The 16,554-nt window shown below is 59.7% G+C and carries 14 protein-coding genes and 1 tRNA gene; 8 read left to right on the forward strand and 7 right to left on the reverse strand.

Going from position 1 to position 16,554, the window contains the following annotated elements; all coding sequences use genetic code 11:
• The first annotated feature begins 46 nt into the window (after positions 1 to 46).
• The 3 genes from deoB to mrdA all read left to right on the forward strand — a co-directional run bounded on the left by deoB (position 47) and on the right by mrdA (position 4,085).
• Positions 47 to 1,270: a phosphopentomutase gene (gene deoB, locus PVE98_RS03090; protein ID WP_033752381.1), complete on the forward strand. Its 1,224-nt coding sequence runs from the start codon at positions 47 to 49 to the stop codon at positions 1,268 to 1,270.
• A 34-nt stretch (positions 1,271 to 1,304) separates the two neighbouring features.
• Positions 1,305 to 2,018, forward strand: a complete 714-nt coding sequence (gene deoD, locus PVE98_RS03095; RefSeq protein ID WP_033752378.1) for a purine-nucleoside phosphorylase — start codon at positions 1,305 to 1,307, stop codon at positions 2,016 to 2,018.
• Between the two features lie 189 nt (positions 2,019 to 2,207).
• A complete protein-coding gene (gene mrdA / locus PVE98_RS03100; protein WP_096073791.1) occupies positions 2,208 to 4,085 on the forward strand; it encodes a penicillin-binding protein 2 in 1,878 nt (625 codons plus the stop codon).
• Between the two features lie 59 nt (positions 4,086 to 4,144).
• On the opposite strand, the gene PVE98_RS03105 is transcribed toward mrdA, so the two are convergent.
• Complete coding sequence (locus PVE98_RS03105; protein ID WP_313619044.1) at positions 4,145 to 5,467, reverse strand: PAS domain-containing methyl-accepting chemotaxis protein; 1,323 nt, start codon at positions 5,465 to 5,467, stop codon at positions 4,145 to 4,147.
• Between the two features lie 194 nt (positions 5,468 to 5,661).
• Here PVE98_RS03105 and PVE98_RS03110 point away from each other — a divergent pair.
• Positions 5,662 to 5,737: transfer RNA gene (locus tag PVE98_RS03110), tRNA-Phe, on the forward strand.
• A gap of 228 nt (positions 5,738 to 5,965) precedes the next feature.
• Here the strand turns inward: PVE98_RS03110 and PVE98_RS03115 are convergent.
• The 3 genes from PVE98_RS03115 to PVE98_RS03125 all read right to left on the reverse strand — a co-directional run bounded on the left by PVE98_RS03115 (position 5,966) and on the right by PVE98_RS03125 (position 8,481).
• The gene (locus PVE98_RS03115; protein WP_096073789.1) at positions 5,966 to 7,102 is read right to left on the reverse strand and encodes an MFS transporter; all 1,137 of its coding nucleotides are present in this window, start codon (positions 7,100 to 7,102) and stop codon (positions 5,966 to 5,968) included.
• The gene (locus PVE98_RS03120; protein WP_096073788.1) at positions 7,099 to 7,623 is read right to left on the reverse strand and encodes a TetR/AcrR family transcriptional regulator; all 525 of its coding nucleotides are present in this window, start codon (positions 7,621 to 7,623) and stop codon (positions 7,099 to 7,101) included. The genes PVE98_RS03115 and PVE98_RS03120 overlap by 4 nt, the downstream gene beginning before the upstream one ends.
• A 72-nt stretch (positions 7,624 to 7,695) precedes the next feature.
• The gene (locus PVE98_RS03125) at positions 7,696 to 8,481 is read right to left on the reverse strand and encodes an MBL fold metallo-hydrolase (protein ID WP_096073941.1); all 786 of its coding nucleotides are present in this window, start codon (positions 8,479 to 8,481) and stop codon (positions 7,696 to 7,698) included.
• 238 nt (positions 8,482 to 8,719) lie between these two features.
• Between PVE98_RS03125 and PVE98_RS03130 the strand changes: the two genes are divergently transcribed.
• The gene (locus PVE98_RS03130) at positions 8,720 to 9,664 is read left to right on the forward strand and encodes a sensor domain-containing diguanylate cyclase (protein WP_096073787.1); all 945 of its coding nucleotides are present in this window, start codon (positions 8,720 to 8,722) and stop codon (positions 9,662 to 9,664) included.
• A gap of 17 nt (positions 9,665 to 9,681) precedes the next feature.
• Here PVE98_RS03130 and PVE98_RS03135 read toward each other — a convergent pair whose 3' ends face one another.
• Positions 9,682 to 10,239, reverse strand: coding sequence for an antibiotic biosynthesis monooxygenase (locus tag PVE98_RS03135; RefSeq protein WP_096073786.1), 558 nt, complete (start codon positions 10,237 to 10,239; stop codon positions 9,682 to 9,684).
• A 132-nt stretch (positions 10,240 to 10,371) separates the two neighbouring features.
• On the opposite strand from PVE98_RS03135, the gene PVE98_RS03140 reads away from it, so the two are divergent.
• A complete protein-coding gene (locus tag PVE98_RS03140) occupies positions 10,372 to 11,280 on the forward strand; it encodes a LysR substrate-binding domain-containing protein (protein WP_096073785.1) in 909 nt (302 codons plus the stop codon).
• A 36-nt stretch (positions 11,281 to 11,316) separates the two neighbouring features.
• On the opposite strand, the gene PVE98_RS03145 is transcribed toward PVE98_RS03140, so the two are convergent.
• Positions 11,317 to 12,906: an MFS transporter gene (locus PVE98_RS03145; protein ID WP_096073784.1), complete on the reverse strand. Its 1,590-nt coding sequence runs from the start codon at positions 12,904 to 12,906 to the stop codon at positions 11,317 to 11,319.
• A 238-nt stretch (positions 12,907 to 13,144) separates the two neighbouring features.
• Here PVE98_RS03145 and PVE98_RS03150 point away from each other — a divergent pair, with 238 nt between their 5' ends.
• Together PVE98_RS03150 and PVE98_RS03155 are read left to right on the forward strand one after the other, a co-directional pair.
• Positions 13,145 to 13,966, forward strand: coding sequence for an alpha/beta fold hydrolase (locus PVE98_RS03150; protein WP_096073783.1), 822 nt, complete (start codon positions 13,145 to 13,147; stop codon positions 13,964 to 13,966).
• Between the two features lie 600 nt (positions 13,967 to 14,566).
• A complete protein-coding gene (locus PVE98_RS03155; RefSeq protein WP_071997459.1) occupies positions 14,567 to 14,731 on the forward strand; it encodes a general stress protein in 165 nt (54 codons plus the stop codon).
• 832 nt (positions 14,732 to 15,563) lie between these two features.
• Here the strand turns inward: PVE98_RS03155 and PVE98_RS03160 are convergent.
• Positions 15,564 to 16,517 (reverse strand): aliphatic sulfonate ABC transporter substrate-binding protein, encoded by a 954-nt coding sequence (locus PVE98_RS03160; protein ID WP_096073782.1) that lies wholly within the window; start codon positions 16,515 to 16,517, stop codon positions 15,564 to 15,566.
• Positions 16,518 to 16,554 lie beyond the last annotated feature (37 nt).

Below are 16,554 nucleotides of genomic sequence, written 5' to 3' on the forward strand. Positions count from 1 at the left end.
ATCGCTTTTTTTTGACTTGTCACGCGCGCAGGCGCAGGAGACTTGCATGAAACGTGCTTTTATTATGGTGCTCGATTCCTTTGGAATCGGCTCAAGCAAAGACGCCGACAAATTTGGCGACGCAGGATCGGATACGCTCGGCCACATCGCCGAAGCGTGCTTTAACGGCAAAGCGGATCAGGGGCGCAAAGGCCCGCTGCATCTGCCGAACCTGACCGCGCTGGGGCTGGGGAAAGCCGCCGAGCTCTCTACCGGCCGCTTCCCGCTGGGCCTCGATCCCAATGCGGAAATTACCGGCGCTTACGCCTACGCCAGCGAAATCTCATCCGGCAAAGACACGCCGTCCGGCCACTGGGAAATCGCCGGCGTGCCGGTGCTGTTCGACTGGGGCTACTTCAGCGACAAAGAGAACAGCTTCCCGCAGGAATTGCTCGACAAGCTGGTCGAGCGCGCGAAGCTGCCGGGCTATCTCGGCAACTGCCACTCCTCCGGCACGGTGATCCTCGACCAGCTGGGCGAAGAGCATATGAAAACCGGCAAGCCGATTTTCTACACCTCGGCGGACTCGGTGTTTCAGATCGCCTGTCACGAAGAGACCTTTGGCCTCGATCGCCTCTATGAGCTGTGCGAAATCGCCCGTGAAGAGTTGACCGAAGGCGGCTACAACATCGGCCGCGTCATCGCGCGTCCGTTTGTCGGCGACAAAGCGGGTCATTTCGAGCGTACCGGCAACCGTCACGATCTGGCGGTGGAACCGCCTTCGCCGACCATGCTGAAAAAGCTGGTGGACGAAAAGGGCGGCGAAGTGATTTCGGTGGGGAAAATCGCCGATATCTACGCCCAGCAGGGCATCACGCAGAAGGTGAAAGCCACCGGCCTGGACGCGCTGTTCGACGCCACCATCGAGCAGATGAAGAAGGCGCCCGACCAGTCGATTGTCTTTACCAACTTCGTCGATTTCGACTCGACCTGGGGACATCGTCGCGACGTCGCCGGCTACGCAGGCGGGCTGGAGCTGTTCGACCGCCGTCTGCCGGAGCTGATGGCGCTGGTGAAAGAGGATGACATCCTGATCCTCACCGCCGATCACGGCTGCGATCCGACCTGGCAGGGCACCGAGCATACGCGCGAGCATATTCCGATTCTGATCTACGGCCCGAAAGTGAAACCCGGCTCGCTGGGCTATCGCGAAACCTTCGCCGACATCGGTCAGACGATTGCGCACTATTTTGGCCTGTCCGATATGGACTACGGCAAGAGCATGCTGTAAACAGAGCCGCTGAATTTAAAAAGGACAAACAACAATGGCAACTCCTCACATTAATGCAGAAATGGGCGATTTCGCCGACGTGGTACTGATGCCGGGCGATCCGCTGCGCGCGAAGCACATTGCGGAAACCTTTCTGGAAAACCCGGTTGAAGTAAACAACGTGCGCGGCATGCTGGGCTACACCGGCACCTACAAAGGCCGCAAAATTTCCGTGATGGGCCACGGTATGGGCATTCCGTCCTGCTCGATCTACACCAAAGAGCTGATCACCGACTTTGGCGTGAAAAAGATCATCCGCGTCGGCTCCTGCGGCGCGGTGCGCGCCGACGTCAAGCTGCGCGATATCGTTATCGGCATGGGCGCCTGCACCGACTCTAAAGTCAACCGCATGCGCTTCAAGGATCACGATTTCGCAGCGATTGCCGACTTCGATATGGTGCGCAACGCGGTTGACGCGGCGAAAGCGCTGGGCGTGGACGCGCGCGTCGGCAACATCTTCTCTGCCGATCTTTTCTACACCCCGGATCCGCAGATGTTCGACGTGATGGAGAAGTACGGCATCCTCGGCGTGGAGATGGAAGCAGCGGGCATCTACGGCGTGGCGGCGGAGTTTGGCGCGAAAGCGCTGACTATCTGCACCGTGTCCGACCATATCCGCACCCATGAGCAGACGACCTCTGCCGAGCGCCAGACCACCTTCAACGATATGATTAAGATCGCGCTGGAGTCGGTGCTGCTGGGCGACTAAGCCTGCGCTTGCCTGTTCCCCGTCTCGTGCTTTGCTGCGTGAGGCGGGGAATTCCAGGCGATTTTCGTAACATTCTCACCAAATGACACACTTTTCCCGACTCCTGTGCATCTTCCTGCTGGCGCTGACCTCTTAGCTCCCTATCATTAGCGCGACAACAAAAAATAACCTGTCCGCCAATGCCGCCTAATGAATTTCCGTAATTTCGAAGCTGAAGAAAAGCTCTTCGCGCGCCGCGCGCTGGTCGCCTTTGCGCTGGTCGTTATCTGTTTCACTATTCTCGGCGTCAATCTCTATCGTTTGCAGGTGCGCGATCACGGCTACTACCAGACGCGATCGAACCAGAACGACATCAAAATGATCCCCATCGCGCCGACGCGCGGGCTGATCTTCGATCGCAACGGCATCCCGCTGGTGCATAACGTTACCTGGTACGACATCACGCTGACGCCGTACAAAATCGACGATATGCAGGCGACGCTGAAGGCGCTGACGCCGATCGTCGATCTGACCCCGGACGAGATCGACGCCTTTACCCGCACGCTGAAGCAGAGCAGCCGCTACAAGCCGGTGGTGCTGAAAGAGGAGCTGACCGACGAAGAGGTGGCGCGCTTCTCGGTGAACCAGTATCGCTTTACCGGCGTCAGCGTCGAGACCTATCAGGATCGCGAATATCCCTACGGCGCCGACCTGGCGCACGTCGTCGGCTACGTCTCGAAAATCAACGATAACGACTACAAGCGTCTCAACGCCGCGGGCATCGCCGAGAACTACGCCGCCGACCACAATATCGGCAAGCAGGGCATCGAGGGCTATTACGAGTCGCTGCTGCACGGCAAGCCAGGCTATCAGGAAGTCGAGGTGGATAACCACGGCCGCATCGTGCGCGTACTGAAAGAGGTGCCGCCGGTAGCGGGTAAAAATATTACGCTGACCATCGATCTGCATCTGCAGCAGTACGTAGAGAGCCTGCTGGCCGGGCAGCGCGCGGCGGTGCTGGTGGAGGATCCGCACGACGGCTCGGTGCTGGCGATGGTCTCCAGCCCGAGCTACGATCCTAATCCCTTCGTCAAGGGCATCAGCTATCAGGCCTATAAGACCCTGCTGCAGGACAAGAATCTGCCGCTGATTAACCGCGTCACCCAGGGACTCTATCCGCCCGCGTCGACGGTGAAGCCCTATATGGCGATGTCGGCGCTGCTGACCGGCGTCATCACGCCGCAGACCAGTTTCTACGGCGCGCCGACCTGGACGCTGCCGGGCACCGATCGCCGCTATCGCGACTGGAAAAAAAGCGGCCACGGCATGCTGGACGTTACCAAAGCGATTGAGGAGTCCGCCGACACCTTCTTCTATCAGGTGGCATTTATGATGGGCATCGACCGTATCCACAGCATGCTCAGTCAGTTCGGCTACGGCAAATCCACCGGCATCGATCTTAACGAAGAGTACAGCGGCCTGCTGCCGAGCCGCGAATGGAAGCTCAAAGTGCACAAAAAAGGATGGTATCAGGGCGATACGGTCTCGGTGGGCATCGGGCAGGGCTACTGGATCGCCACGCCGATTCAGATGGTGAAGGCGATGGTGGCGCTGATCAACAACGGGAAAGTGATTGCGCCGCATCTGCTGGCGAAAGCCGAGCGCGGCAAAACCGTGGAGCCCTATCAGCCGACGCTGCCGCAGCCGCAGATCGGCGACGCCCGTTCGCCTTACTGGGCGCTGGTGCGTCGCGCCATGTTCGGTATGGCCAACGCGCCGAACGGCACCGGCTATAAATATTTTCACACCGCGCCTTACGGCATTGCGGCGAAGAGCGGCACCTCGCAGGTGTTTAGCCTGAAGCAGAACCAGACCTATAACGCGAAGATTATCCCGGTGCGCCTGCGCGACCATATCTTTTATACCGCGTTCGCGCCGTTTAACAATCCGAAGGTGGCGGTGGCGCTGATACTGGAGAACGGCGGCAATGAAGGCGTGACCGCCGCGCCGGTGATGCGCCAGATCCTCGACCACATCTTCCTGCCGCCGACGACGGCGCCGCCGGTCGAGATGACGCAGCAGCCGTAAAAAGCGGCTATAGCAGCGCAGTTGCTGCGAAAAAGCCGGCGCAGGGCCGGCCTTGCGGGCTACTCCTGGCTCAAGGTCTGGGTAACGTGGCTGATGGCGCGCACCACCTCCGACGAACTGTCGCGCAGCTCGCCGATCACGCCGCCCGCCTGCTGAGCCAGCACCACGCCGTGATCGGCGCGCTGCATATTGGAGGCGATGCCTTTCAGCGCTTTGGACGCCAGCAGATGATTCTGCCGCACCCGATTTTCAATCTCGCTGGTGGCCTGATTGATATTGGCCGCCAGCGTGCGCACCTCATTGGCCACCACGGCGAAGCTCCGGCCGTGCGTGCCGGCGCGCGCCGCCTCGACCGCGGCGTTAAGCGCGATCAGGTTGGTCTGATCGGCGATGCGGCGGATGCTGGCGACAATGGCGCCGATGCGGTCGGAGGAGTCGCTGAGATCGGCGATATCGTCAGAGATGCCGTGCAGCTCGCCCGCCAGCGCATTAATGGTTTGCACGCTCTCTTCAATTACGCTGGCGCCGTGGCGGGTGCTCTCGCGGGTCTGTAAAGCCGTCTGGTATGCCTGTTGCGCCGCGTCGCGCTCCTGCTGATTTTTCTCTACCTGCGCCGTCACGTCGGTGGCGAACTTCACCACTTTATAGAGCTTGCCTTCACCATCAAAGACCGGGTTATAGGTGGCGCGCAGCCAGATGGTGCGCCCCTGTTTATTTACCCGCTGAAACTGACCGGAGATAAATTCGCCGCGGTTGAGCTTTTCCCAGAACGCTTTGTATTCGGCGCTCTGACGCAGCGCTTCGGAGCAGAAGCGGCTGTGCGGCACGCCGATCACTTCGTCGGCGCGGTAGCCCATGGTTTTAAGGAAGTTGGCATTCGCCGTCAGCACTTCGCCTTTGAGGTTAAAGGCGATAACCGCCATCGACCGATCAATGGCGGTGGTCATGGCGCGCTGCTCCTGGGCGTCGACGATACGCGCGGTGATGTCGGTCGCCAGCTTGACGATTTTCACCACGCGGCCATTGCGATCCTTCACCGGCACATAGTTGGCCTCCAGCCAGACCGGGCAGCTGTTTTTCGAAAGGCGCAGAAATTTGTCGCTAAAGCTTTCGCCGCGCTTCAGGCGCAGCCAGAAGTCGCGATAGTGCGCCGACTGCGCAAACTCGGCGGTGCAAAACAGGCTGTGATGCTGACCGACGATTTCGCTCAGCGCATAGCCCATACGTTCAAGAAACAGCGGGTTAGCATTAAGGATAATGCCCTCAGGCGTAAACTCGATCATCGCGATAGCGTTGTTGAGCGAGTTGAGCGTCGCCGAAGGGCGCGTTTGTTTTTGCCACGCAAGGCGTGACAGCAGACCTGATGAAATAGTGGAGAACATGGTGCACCTTATTATGGGTATGTAGTGTCGCTATCGTTATCGGCCAGGGCGGCGAAAAAGTAAGCGCGGTGCGGCGCGACTGCGCTTTTTTTTACCAGACGGTCTATCGGTTGCTATAAAACGCAGCAGTCAGCGGGCAATTTAGCGAAAAGCGTTTGACGCTGTGAGGCCATTAAGGTTTAATGCGCCCCGTTGCCCGAATAGCTCAGTCGGTAGAGCAGGGGATTGAAAATCCCCGTGTCCCTGGTTCGATTCCGGGTTCGGGCACCACAAATTAAAAAACCCAGCCTATGGCTGGGTTTTTGCTTTTGTGCGGAACCCGTCATCGAACCGGTTCGATGACCTCGCCGCGTCCTGCGGCTCGCCCTGCGGGTTTGCCGCGCAGGCGCGACAAAGCAAAAATGCTCCCGGCATTTTTGTCCGGGTTCGGGCACCACAAATTAAAGAACCCAGCCTTATGGCTGGGTTTTTGCTTTTGTGCGGAACCCGTTAACCCACTTAACGCTTACGCGCGCCCGGCAGCACCGCCGTCATCGCCAGCGCCAGCACGGCAAACCCCAGCAGCGCCGTGCCTGCGCTCAGGCCAGCATAAACCGCGCCGAACAGCGCTGAGCCCGCGACCTGACCGGCCGCCAGCATAAAGAACGCTACGCCGACGCCTGACGCGGGCGCAGCGGGCGTGGCGGCCGCGCCATACACCAGCAGCACGCCGGAAAGCGTCACGTAGCCCGCGCCGCCCAGCGCCACGGCGGGAAACAGCCACCATGAAAAGCCCTGCAGACTCGCCAGCAGCAGCAGCGGCAGCGCCATGCAGAGCAGCGACAGCCGATAGATCTGCCCCAGGTTGAGGGCGCGCCGCGCCGCGCCGGTCAGCGCGCCCGCAATGCCGGCACCGCCGCCGATCAGCCACAGCAGGCTGCTGGTGCGCGCGTCGAGATGCAGATGATTACGCAGAATATCAGGGCCGAAGCTCCACCAGGCCGCGCTGGCGGATCCGCTGATAAAAGCGACGATCGCCAGCCGAAGCAGCGATCGCTGCCGCATCAGATCGCGCCAGCCCGCGCGTTCTTTCTGCCCGGCGCGCCGATCCGCAGGCAGATAGCGCCGCGCCGGCAGCAAACAGAGCAGCGCCAGCAGCGCAAAGGCGACGCAGGCGGCGCGCCAGCCGCCGGGCAACAGCAGCAGCACCGGTACGGAAAGCATAATGCCCGCGCTGGTGCCGGCGTTGATGGCGGTATTGGCGGAATCCTGCTGCGCAGGCGGCAGCGCCTCGCCCACCGCGCTGGCGATGGCGGGCGAGGCGACGCCCGCGCTCAGTCCGGCGATAAACAGCCCGGCGGCGAGCATTAGCGGCGAAACGGCGCAGGCGAGCAGCAGCAGTCCGCCTGCGGCGCAGAGCGCGGCGAGGCAGGCCGAGGCTCTGGCGCCGAAGCGCGCCACCAGCCAGGGCGCGGCGGCGGTAGAAAGGCAGTAGGAGATATAGCTGCAGGCGGTAACGATGCCGGCGAGATGGACGCTGAACGGGATCTCTTTCATCACTGCCGGCATCATCAGGCCCCATGCGAAACGCGCCATGCCGTAGGTGACGGCAATCAGCGAAAAGCCGGTCACGCCCAGCCCAAGAGCGGATCTCATGGCTGCTCCTCGCGCGGCAGCATCAGCCGCGCAGCGGCGTCGCCCGCATGCTTCGCCGCGTCCGCGCCAAGCATCAGCGCCGAGATCACCGCGCCCTCAAACAGCATCCACACCGCGTTCGCCAGGCGCTCATCCGCCACGCAGTCGCCGATATAGCGGCGCAGCGCATAGCGATAGTCGAGCGCGTGCGCCGCCAGCATCGCGTCTTTCTCCGCATACTCGCCCCAGGCCTTGATAAAAAAGCAGCCCTGCGCGCCATACTGCTCTGTCCATTCCCCTAGCGTCTCAAACAGCCGCCGCAGCGCCTGCGGATGCTGCGCAGGCAGCAGATCGCCGAAAAAGCGCGCCCGGCGCGCCGCCATCACGCTGATGGTCAGCGCCTCGCGCGAGGGGAAGTGGTGATAGAGCGTGCGCGTCGAGACGCCCGCTGCCCGGCAAATCTGGTCGGTGCTGGTGGCATGAAAGCCGTTGTTGTAGAACAGCCTTTCGGCCGCCTGCAAAATATCGTCGCGTTTGTTCATCTTTTAAAAGTAAACCGATCGTTTTACTTTTGCGTAATGGCGGCGGCGATTTATTTTTCCGACAGGGCCAGATTACGTCAGGCAGCGTAGATAACGCGCCCCGGATTGCATCACGATCTCTTTCGCCTGCTGCGCGACATCCTGCCCTTCGAACGCGCCGTAAAGCCGCGAAAACGCCAGCGCGTCGCAGCGGCGCAGCATCTCGCTCACCGTCGCGGCGGAGAGCGGCAGCATATTGGGATAGCTCCACATAAAGGAGACCGCATCTTTGCCCGGCGCGACCTGAATGATATCGCCCGCCAGCATCACGCCGCCGTTGGCTTTCCAGTGCAGCACGCTGCCGCCGGCGAAATGACCGCCGAGGCGCACGATATCGACCTCGCTGTTGAGCGGCAGCGTCTCGCCCTGCCAGAAATGAATGGCGTCGCTGTCGCGCATCACCCATTGACGATCGTCGGCGTGCAGATAGATCGGCGCGTGAAATTCCTCCGCCCACGCCTGCATGGTGGTGTAGTAGTGCGGATGCGAGATAGCGATAGCCGAAAGTCCGCCGATCGCATGGATCAGCTGGACGGTAGCAGGATCGAGATTGGCGATGCAGTCCCAGAGAATATTGCCGCCGCCGCTGCGCAGCAGCAGCGCGCGCTGGCCAATGGCGAAGTTTGGCACGGTTTTAATGCTGAGCAGGCCTGGCTCAAGCTGCTGCCATTTGTTCTGATGGCTGCGGGTGAGCGCGGCAAAATCGGTCCACTGCTGTCCGGCGGCGGGCACCCACTGCCGTTCGTCTTCGCAGATTTTGCAGCGCTGTGGCGAAACCTCAGCGTAGGCGGTGCCGCAGGTGGCGCAAAGTCGCATGATTATCTTCTCCAGAATAAAGGTTACTCTGACTATAGCCGCTGACCACGCAGACGAACGATTGCCCGGCAAGTGGCCGATTTTGCGCGCGCTGCCGCTGACTATGCGGAAAGGCTGATTTAAACCGGATAAAATCTTGCGCTTAAGCCGATAAAGCGCGGCTGATCATGTTTCCAGCGCCTCTCTTTACAGAAAAATCCGCACAGGCAAAATACATCTTATTTCTCAACGTCCGCGTGCCATGTCTGACGAAGCGCTGCGCCAGCAGATACAGATTTTGAAAAAGCATAATGCGCGACTCAAGCGTATAGCGCACGACGCCCGCAGCAAACTCGACGCGGCGCTGGACGGCACCGGCCTTTGCCTGTGGCAGCTGGATATTCCCTCGGGCAAGCTGGTGATCTTTAACCGGCGCTGGGGCGCGATGCTGGGCTATCAGCCGAAAGAGAGCAGGGCGCTGTTCTCCGAGTGGCAAGAGAGCCTGCATCCCGACGATGCCGCCGAGGTGCTGAAAGCCTTTTACGACCATATCGAAGGCAAGGCGCCTTATTATGAGGCGCTGCACCGGATGATCGCCAAAAACGGCGGCGTGACCTGGGTGCTGGATCGCGGCCGCATCAGCGAATGGGATGAGCAGGGCAGACCGCTGAAGGTCACCGGCACCCATATCGACATGACCAAAGAGAAGCAGTATGAATCGCAGCTGGCGATGCTGGCGAATCACGATCCCCTGACGCAGCTCGCCAATCGTCACGCCTTACGCAACGCCTTCAGCCAGATGCGCAGAGAGAACGCGCTCTGCGTCGCCTTTATCGATCTCGACGATTTCAAGCATGTAAATGACACCTTCGGCCATCGCAGCGGCGACCGCCTGCTGATCCAGCTCAGCCAGCGCCTGTGCGAGGCGTGCCCCGACTCGGTGCTGGCAGGGCGGCTGGGCGGCGACGAGTTTGTGCTGCTAATGCCGTACGGTCAGGACGATCCGCGGGTGGAGCAGGTAAGCCGTGCCTGTCTGCAGGCGGCGCTGATCCCGTTTGAGCTGGAGAACGGCACGGCGACTATCGGTGCCTCGATCGGCATCGTGCAGGCGCAGCCGCAGGAGGGATTCAGCGCGGCGGTGAGCCGTGCCGACGAGGCGATGTATCGCATCAAGCGCAACGGGAAAAACGGCGTCGGGCTGGGCTGATCCGCCAGACTCCGGCGCTATCCTCGTGGCAGCAGCCAGTTTTTCAACCAGCGCGTCAGCAGCGGCATCCACAGCCAGACCACCAGCGCGACCACGGTCGCATCGCCTAAAAAATGTCCCCACAGCGTGCCGCGGCTGGCGGGCAGCAGCGCGGCCCAGAGCGGCGGGATCAGCAGGGTCGAGGGGAAAATCACGCCTAGCGTCAGCAGATACTGTTTCCACTTCGCCGGACGCGGCGTCGCCTTGCTGGCGGGCGTAAACCAGAACGCGGCGCCGGGGCGCACGTCGATATGCTCCGGCCCGGAGAGCAGCTGCGGCAGTTCGGCGATCAGCGTCTTGCGCGCCTCGGACTGGGTCCAGTTGAACAAGTTATCGAGACTGTCGAAGCGGATCAGCACGGTGTAGACGCTTTCGCCATGCACCGGACGCAGCACGTTCACCCCCAGATGGCCGGGAAACTGCGCCGCCTGCGGCATGATCTGTTCCAGCCACTGCTCGTAAGCCTGCTGTTTCTCCGCCTGAACGCTGTGGGTGATCACCAGCGTGACGTGACTGGCCTGATGCGAATTGTTCATATCGCCTCCCGGCGCGTTGAAAGTGATTTACAGCAGTGGCGCTGTTGGATACAAAAATACGAGATGAGAATCTTTATTGTTAGCGGAATGATTTTGGGTTGTTGTTCAACAAATTTTGGGGAGAACTGAGGAATGCGATTAAACCTCGAGGCGCTGCTGATTCTGGATGCGCTCGACCGTCACGGCACCTTCGCGGCGGCGGCTGCGCGGCTGTTTAAAACCGCGTCGGCGCTAAGCTATACGGTGCAGAAGATGGAAGGCGACATGAAGATCACGCTGCTCGATCGCTCAGGTCACCGCGCCACCTTCACCCCAACCGGACGGCTGATGCTGGAAAAAGGACGCGCGCTGCTGCGTGCCGTCAACGAACTGGAGCAGCAGGCGCGCTACGTCGAGAGCGGCTGGGAGAGCAACCTGACCATTAGCGTTGACGCCTCGGTGCCGTTTTCCCTGCTGTCGCCGCTGATTGACGAGTTCTATCAGCAGCATCCCCATACGCAGCTGCAGTTTCGTCAGGATGTGCTGGCGGGCTGCTGGGAGGCGCTGAGCTACGGCGAGGCGGATCTGGTGTTCGGCGCGGTGCAGGAGCCGGCGACGCGCAAAGATATCGGCTGCGTGGCGCTGGGCTGGCTCGACTATGTTTTTGCCGTCGCGCCGTCCCATCCGCTGGCACAGATGCCGGAGCCGCTGCTGCGCGAGCAGATCCGCCAGTATCGCGCGGTCACGGTGCACGACTCCTCGCGCCACGGCGCCGGCGTGGATCTGCGCGTGCTGGACGAACAGAAAACGCTGAGCGTGCACGACTTTCATGCCAAGCTGCAGGCGCAGCTGGCGGGTCTGGGATGCGGCTATCTGCCGAGCTATCTCGCCGCGCCGCATCTGGCGGACGGCACGCTGGTGGCGCGCCGGCTCGACAGCGAAACGCGGCGCGATATGGCTTATATGGCATGGAATGAGAGCGCCAGCGGCAATGCGGCGCGCTGGTGGCGCGAAAGGCTGCAAAGCCTGGAGGGACTGCGCGACATTTACGCCGCGCCCTGAGCAAAAGCGCGCGGCCGCCGCGCCGCGCGCCTGAAGCTAGAGCGAGATAAAGTGGTGCGCTTTCGGCGCGCCTTCGTCCTGATGGAACGCCAGCACCGCCGCCTGCAGCGCCGCGTCCGCTTTCGATACGCGCTGATGCTGACGCAGATGCTCCTGCCAGGATTCCACTAAAAACCACTCCTGAATCAGCGCCGCGTCTTCCGTATGCGACATAACGCCCCAGGCGTAAGCGCCATCGCGACGACGCGCCAGCGCCAGCTTATTGATGGCCACCAGGAAGGCGGGGCGATCCTCTTCCGCCACGCGGTAGTGGATCTGCACCATCACCGGACCGCGACGCGCGTCGATGCTTTCCGCCACCGCCGGTTCCTGCCAGTGCAGCGCGGGCTGCAGATCCGCCTCGCCCTGCGGCAGCGTTTTGCGACGCAGCAGCAGCGCGCTCAGCATCAGCGCCGCCGCCGCGACCACCAGCGTCGCCACCACGCCCGCCTGCTGCGCCACCAGACCCCACAGCAGGCTACCGCCCGCCAGCGCGCCGTTAAACACCATCAGATAGACCGCCAGCCCGCGGCCGCGCACCCAGTCCGGCAGCACCGCCTGGGCGACGCCGTTCAGCGTGGTCAGCGCCACGATCCAGCCGCTGCCGAGCACCAGCATCAGCAGCAGCGCCAGCCACTGCGGCGGCGTCAGCGCTAAGCCGAGCATCACCAGGCCGTTGATAGCGGCGGCGAGCAGCAGCAGCGCATCGGCGCTCATCCGGGCGCGCAGGCGTGGCAGCAATAGCGCGCCGGCAATCGCGCCGATACCCACCGCGCCGAGCATCATGCCGTAAAAACCCGCCGTGCCCTGCAGCAGCTGGCGCGCCACCAGCGGCAGCAGTGCCCAGAGCGCGCTGGCGAAGATAAAGAACATCGCGGCGCGAAACAGCACGCGGTGCAGCTCGCGGCTCGCTTTGACGTAGCGCAGCCCGGCGCGAAAGGCGCCGAAGAAGTGCTCGTTCAGCGCATCCTGCGCTTTCGCCGGGCGCTTCCAGCACAGCAGGGCGGCGATAACGATAAAGTAGCTGGCGACATCCGCGCCGTAGGCCGCCATCGCGCCAATGCTCGCCAGCAGCAGGCCGCCGGTGGCCGGACCGATGGCGCGCGCGATATTAATGCCGAGCGAGTTAAGCGCGACCGCGTTTTTCATCTCCTTGCGCGGCACCAGCTCCGGCACGATCGCCTGCCAGGCCGGCCCGAACAGCGCCGCGCCGATGCCGCCGACGAAGGTCAGCCCAATCAGCCACTCCGCCGTCAGCCAGTTGTTATGCGAGAGGATCAGCAGCGCGCCGCTGACGCTGGCCATCAGGATCTGAATGGCGATCAGCAGGCGGCGACGGTCAAAAATATCGGACAGCACGCCCGCCGGCAGCGCCAGCAAAAACACCGGCAGCGTGGCGGCGGTCTGCATCAGCGCCACCGCGGCGGGATTATCCGACAGTCCGGTAATCAGCCAGGAGCTGGCGACGTCGCGGATAAAACTGCCGGTATTGCCCAGCACCGAAGCGCTCCATATCAGGGCGAACATGGCGTAGCGAAAAGGGGAGAAGGCGCCGCCCGCAGGCGTGGGGGTCATATTCTGGCTCATCTTCAGTCTCCGGCCGCGGCGGTTAGCGCAGCGTCATTAAGTAGCGATAGCTGGAACATTACGGGCGCTCTGCCAGGCTTGATAGCGGAATATCTGCGGCAACTTATCCAGGATTTTTTCACAACGCCGGCCGCTAAAATTCTTTAACGACTTATTAAAATTTCTGCTTTAGGTTTTACGGTACGTCCAGGTTAGCTTGATTAGCGAGACACAACCTCACTGATAACGGAGACCCGATATGAGCACCTTCACGACGAAAGATGGCGTAAGCATTTACTTCAAAGATTACGGCAAAGGGCAGCCGATTCTGTTCAGCCACGGCTGGCCGCTCGATGCTGATATGTGGGAGAGCCAGCTGGTTCACCTGGCCGAAAACGGCTACCGTGCGATTGCTTTCGACCGTCGTGGTTTTGGTCGTTCCGATCAGCCGTGGGAGGGTTACGACTACGATACCTTTGCCGAGGATATTCACGGCCTGATTGAACATCTGGGGCTGAACGACGTAACGCTGGTAGGCTTCTCTATGGGCGGCGGCGACGTGACGCGCTATATCGGCCGCTACGGCACGGAAAAAGTGAAAAGCCTAGTGCTGCTCGGCGCGGTCACGCCGATCTTCGGTCAAACCGCCGATCATCCGGAAGGACCGGAAAAAGCGGTGTTCGACGGCATTATCGACGGGCTGCGCAAAGATCGCGCGCAGTTTATCAAAGAGTTCGCCACGCCGTTTTATGGCATCAACGCCGGGCAGACCGTCTCCGACGGCGTGCTGACGCAGACGTTGAATATCGCGCTGCTGGCGTCGCTGAAAGGCACTCTCGACTGCGTTACCGCCTTCTCGCAAACCGATTTTCGCGGCGACGTGGCGAAAGTAGACGTGCCGACGCTGATCATTCACGGCAGCAACGACCAGATCGTGCCGTTCGAAGCAACCGGCAAGCTGGCGCACAAGCTGATCGCCGGATCGGAACTTAAGGTTTACGACAACGGCCCGCACGGTTTCGCCGTGACGCATCAGGAGCAGCTCAATCAGGATCTGCTGGCGTTTTTACAGCAGCATTAATCGCATTTTCTGTAAATCTGACGCTAAACGCCCATGCGGGCGTTTTTTATTTGCGCTTCGCTTAACGCGCATGCGCCAAATAAGGTTCAGAAAACCGCAGCCTCAATAAGCTGAAGGTCAGGTTGTTTATTGATCGTTTTTAATTCTTTAGCGCATAGAATGGCCTTTTATACCGCTTCGCTTTATTTACCTTTTACGCCTCGCTTATTGAGTGAGGAATTATCCTATTTTTCTGTATAAAACGATCGTTTTATGATCAACCGCTTCGCTTAATTATGCCTGCTGCTCCCTCTTTCACGCTTCGCTTAAATAATGCTATTCCTCTTGAGAGAAGGTTAAATAGAGTTGTTTTGCGCCTTTATAAGGCTAAATAACAGGAAAGATCTGAGGTTTTTTACACGCTGATAACGGGAAAACATGATTTCCTCAAGAAATAGTTGGCACATTGATTTGTTTGTTATTGCCGACAACTTTTTTTTATTCGCTGGCAACCAATACTTGATCCATTATTTTTAAAAGCTACATTTAACCCTGCGCCATCGACGCTGATGAAGCGTAGGCTGTGATATTTTTATTATTAATCCTTAAGAGGAACACAGTATGTCTCAATATCGTGGTGGAGCCGGGAACTTTGCGGTGGATCGTGAGCGTGCAGCAGAAGCAGGTAGAAAAGGCGGCCAGAAGAGCGGCGGCAATTTCAAAAATAACCCTGAGCGCGCAATCGAAGCCGGGCGGAAAGGAGGTAAGATTAGCCGTCGTAGCTGAAATATCAGTAAGTTAGATGTATTGGCTGTCAACATCTGACCGCGGGTGAGTCATCTTTTTTCTCTTTTAGTTCTCCTTGCGAAACACACCTGACAAGAGCATGTTCCTGTCTTTCTCTGAAAATCAGGATCGCCATAATTAAACCGGACTCGGTCTTTTCCCTGTCCGGTTTTTTTATTGTTTTTTGTAAAAAATGGCGCAGAAGAAAAGTTAACTTTCAGATTTACATGGCGCAGCACGACTGATATCGATTATTGAAAAATCGCTTTAATTTATACAAGGATCTGCAGCTTGTACAATTATGCGCGAGAGAATGGCATTTAAATTTTGCAGCAGGCAAAAAAGTAAATTTAGCTAACTCCTTGCTGTGAATGGAAAAATGCATTTTGCATGCCACTTTTGTTTAATAGCGGGTGAAAATTTTGTGAAATTGCACCCGGACAAAGAACGCTTTTTTATCGCGGTTCGATGAAAGACCGCAGGCCTGGTGGAAACCATCCTCTTTACATTAAAAAAGGAATAACAGCAGCTGACAGCGGCCTGCCTGTACGGAGACGAGTCGTGGGTGCTTTGATTGCGTTGCGCCAGAGAAGCGTGCGCATCAACATCGTTGTGATTACAGCAGGTTAGCGCGAAGTAACGGATTGGGCGCCAGCGCCTTAAATATCGCTGGCGCGCAGTGAAAACAAATCTGGATAAGGTCCAAAGAAAAAGAGTTAATATGATTTCTGTCAAAAGTCAGATATATCAGTCCGATTATTGAAAGTATGTACTTACTATTCATCGCAAGCGACGTGTGAAACAGGCTGGCTCGGCTGAGCCAGCGACAAGATCAGGGCGCTGCGGGCTGCCAGACGGCCGGTGCCTGCGCATCGATGCGCGTCGGCAGCAGCTTCGCATCGTAGAAGGCATCGGCGATGATCTGCTGCTCCGCCAGATCGCTTTTCTTCACCGGCTCAACCTGGTAGCTGCGCTGGGCATTCGCCTTCTCAATCGTCGCCGCGGGCAGTTTGCCCCACAGCGGCGAAAGCAGCGCCGCCGCCTGGGCAGGATTCGCTTTCAGCCAGGCGGCTTCCTGCTTCAGCGCGCGATAGACGCTGTTCAGCACTTGAGGATGCGCGCTGGCGTAGGGCGTCGACGCAAGGTAGTAGCGCTGATAGTTCGCCAGCCCTCTGCCGCTGGCGAGCACGCGCGCGTGCTGTTCAACCTGCGCGCTGGTAACGTAGGGCTCCCAGGTGACCCAGGCGGCGACGCTGCCGTTTTCCAGCGCCGCGCGTCCGTCAGCGGGCGTCAGCCAGGCGGGCGAAACGTCGCTGAAGCTCAGCCCGGCTTTCTTAAGGGCGGCAATCAGCAGATAGTGGCTGCCCGCCGCTTTGGTCACGGCGATCTTTTTCCCTTTTAAGTCCTGTAATGTTTTTATCGGCGAATCGGCAGGCACCAGAATCGCCTGCGCCGCCGGCGACGGGGTTTCACGCGCATAGTAGGTGAGGTTCGCGCCCGCCGCCTGGGCGAACAGCGGCACGGTGTCGGCGACATCGGCCGAAAGATCGACGTTATTGAGATTGAGCGCCTCCAGCAGCGGCAGTCCGCTGGAGAATTCATGCCAGCTTACCTTTACGCCCTGCGCCGCCAGGGCTTTGTCGAGATCGCCGCGCTGCTTGATCAGCGTCAGCAGCGTAGAGGATTTCTGATAGCCGATGCGAAGGGTTTCATCTGCGTGCGTAGAGAACGAGAAAAGGGCGGTGAGCAACAGCGCACCGCCCAGTAACGGACTAAAGGGTTTCATGGGCGTTCCTGTCAGAGGGTTATCATCAGGCTGATGA

The sequence above is a fragment of the Pantoea sp. GABEPS69 genome (assembly GCF_045780835.1).
Lineage (GTDB): Bacteria > Pseudomonadota > Gammaproteobacteria > Enterobacterales > Enterobacteriaceae > Pantoea > Pantoea septica.

Excerpts from the sequence above, each read along its gene's own strand:
- deoD (WP_033752378.1), top strand. The coding sequence starts at position 1,305 with ATGGCAACTCCTCACATTAATGCAGAAATGGGCGATTTCGCCGACGTG.
- PVE98_RS03120 (WP_096073788.1), bottom strand. The coding sequence starts at position 7,623 with ATGAACAAACGCGACGATATTTTGCAGGCGGCCGAAAGGCTGTTCTAC.
- PVE98_RS03105 (WP_313619044.1), bottom strand. The coding sequence starts at position 5,467 with ATGTTCTCCACTATTTCATCAGGTCTGCTGTCACGCCTTGCGTGGCAA.
- PVE98_RS03150 (WP_096073783.1), top strand. The coding sequence starts at position 13,145 with ATGAGCACCTTCACGACGAAAGATGGCGTAAGCATTTACTTCAAAGAT.
- PVE98_RS03140 (WP_096073785.1), top strand. The coding sequence starts at position 10,372 with ATGCGATTAAACCTCGAGGCGCTGCTGATTCTGGATGCGCTCGACCGT.
- mrdA (WP_096073791.1), top strand. The coding sequence starts at position 2,208 with ATGAATTTCCGTAATTTCGAAGCTGAAGAAAAGCTCTTCGCGCGCCGC.
- deoB (WP_033752381.1), top strand. The coding sequence starts at position 47 with ATGAAACGTGCTTTTATTATGGTGCTCGATTCCTTTGGAATCGGCTCA.
- PVE98_RS03135 (WP_096073786.1), bottom strand. The coding sequence starts at position 10,239 with ATGAACAATTCGCATCAGGCCAGTCACGTCACGCTGGTGATCACCCAC.
- PVE98_RS03130 (WP_096073787.1), top strand. The coding sequence starts at position 8,720 with ATGTCTGACGAAGCGCTGCGCCAGCAGATACAGATTTTGAAAAAGCAT.
- PVE98_RS03115 (WP_096073789.1), bottom strand. The coding sequence starts at position 7,102 with ATGAGATCCGCTCTTGGGCTGGGCGTGACCGGCTTTTCGCTGATTGCC.
- PVE98_RS03145 (WP_096073784.1), bottom strand. The coding sequence starts at position 12,906 with ATGAGCCAGAATATGACCCCCACGCCTGCGGGCGGCGCCTTCTCCCCT.
- PVE98_RS03160 (WP_096073782.1), bottom strand. The coding sequence starts at position 16,517 with ATGAAACCCTTTAGTCCGTTACTGGGCGGTGCGCTGTTGCTCACCGCC.
- PVE98_RS03155 (WP_071997459.1), top strand. The coding sequence starts at position 14,567 with ATGTCTCAATATCGTGGTGGAGCCGGGAACTTTGCGGTGGATCGTGAG.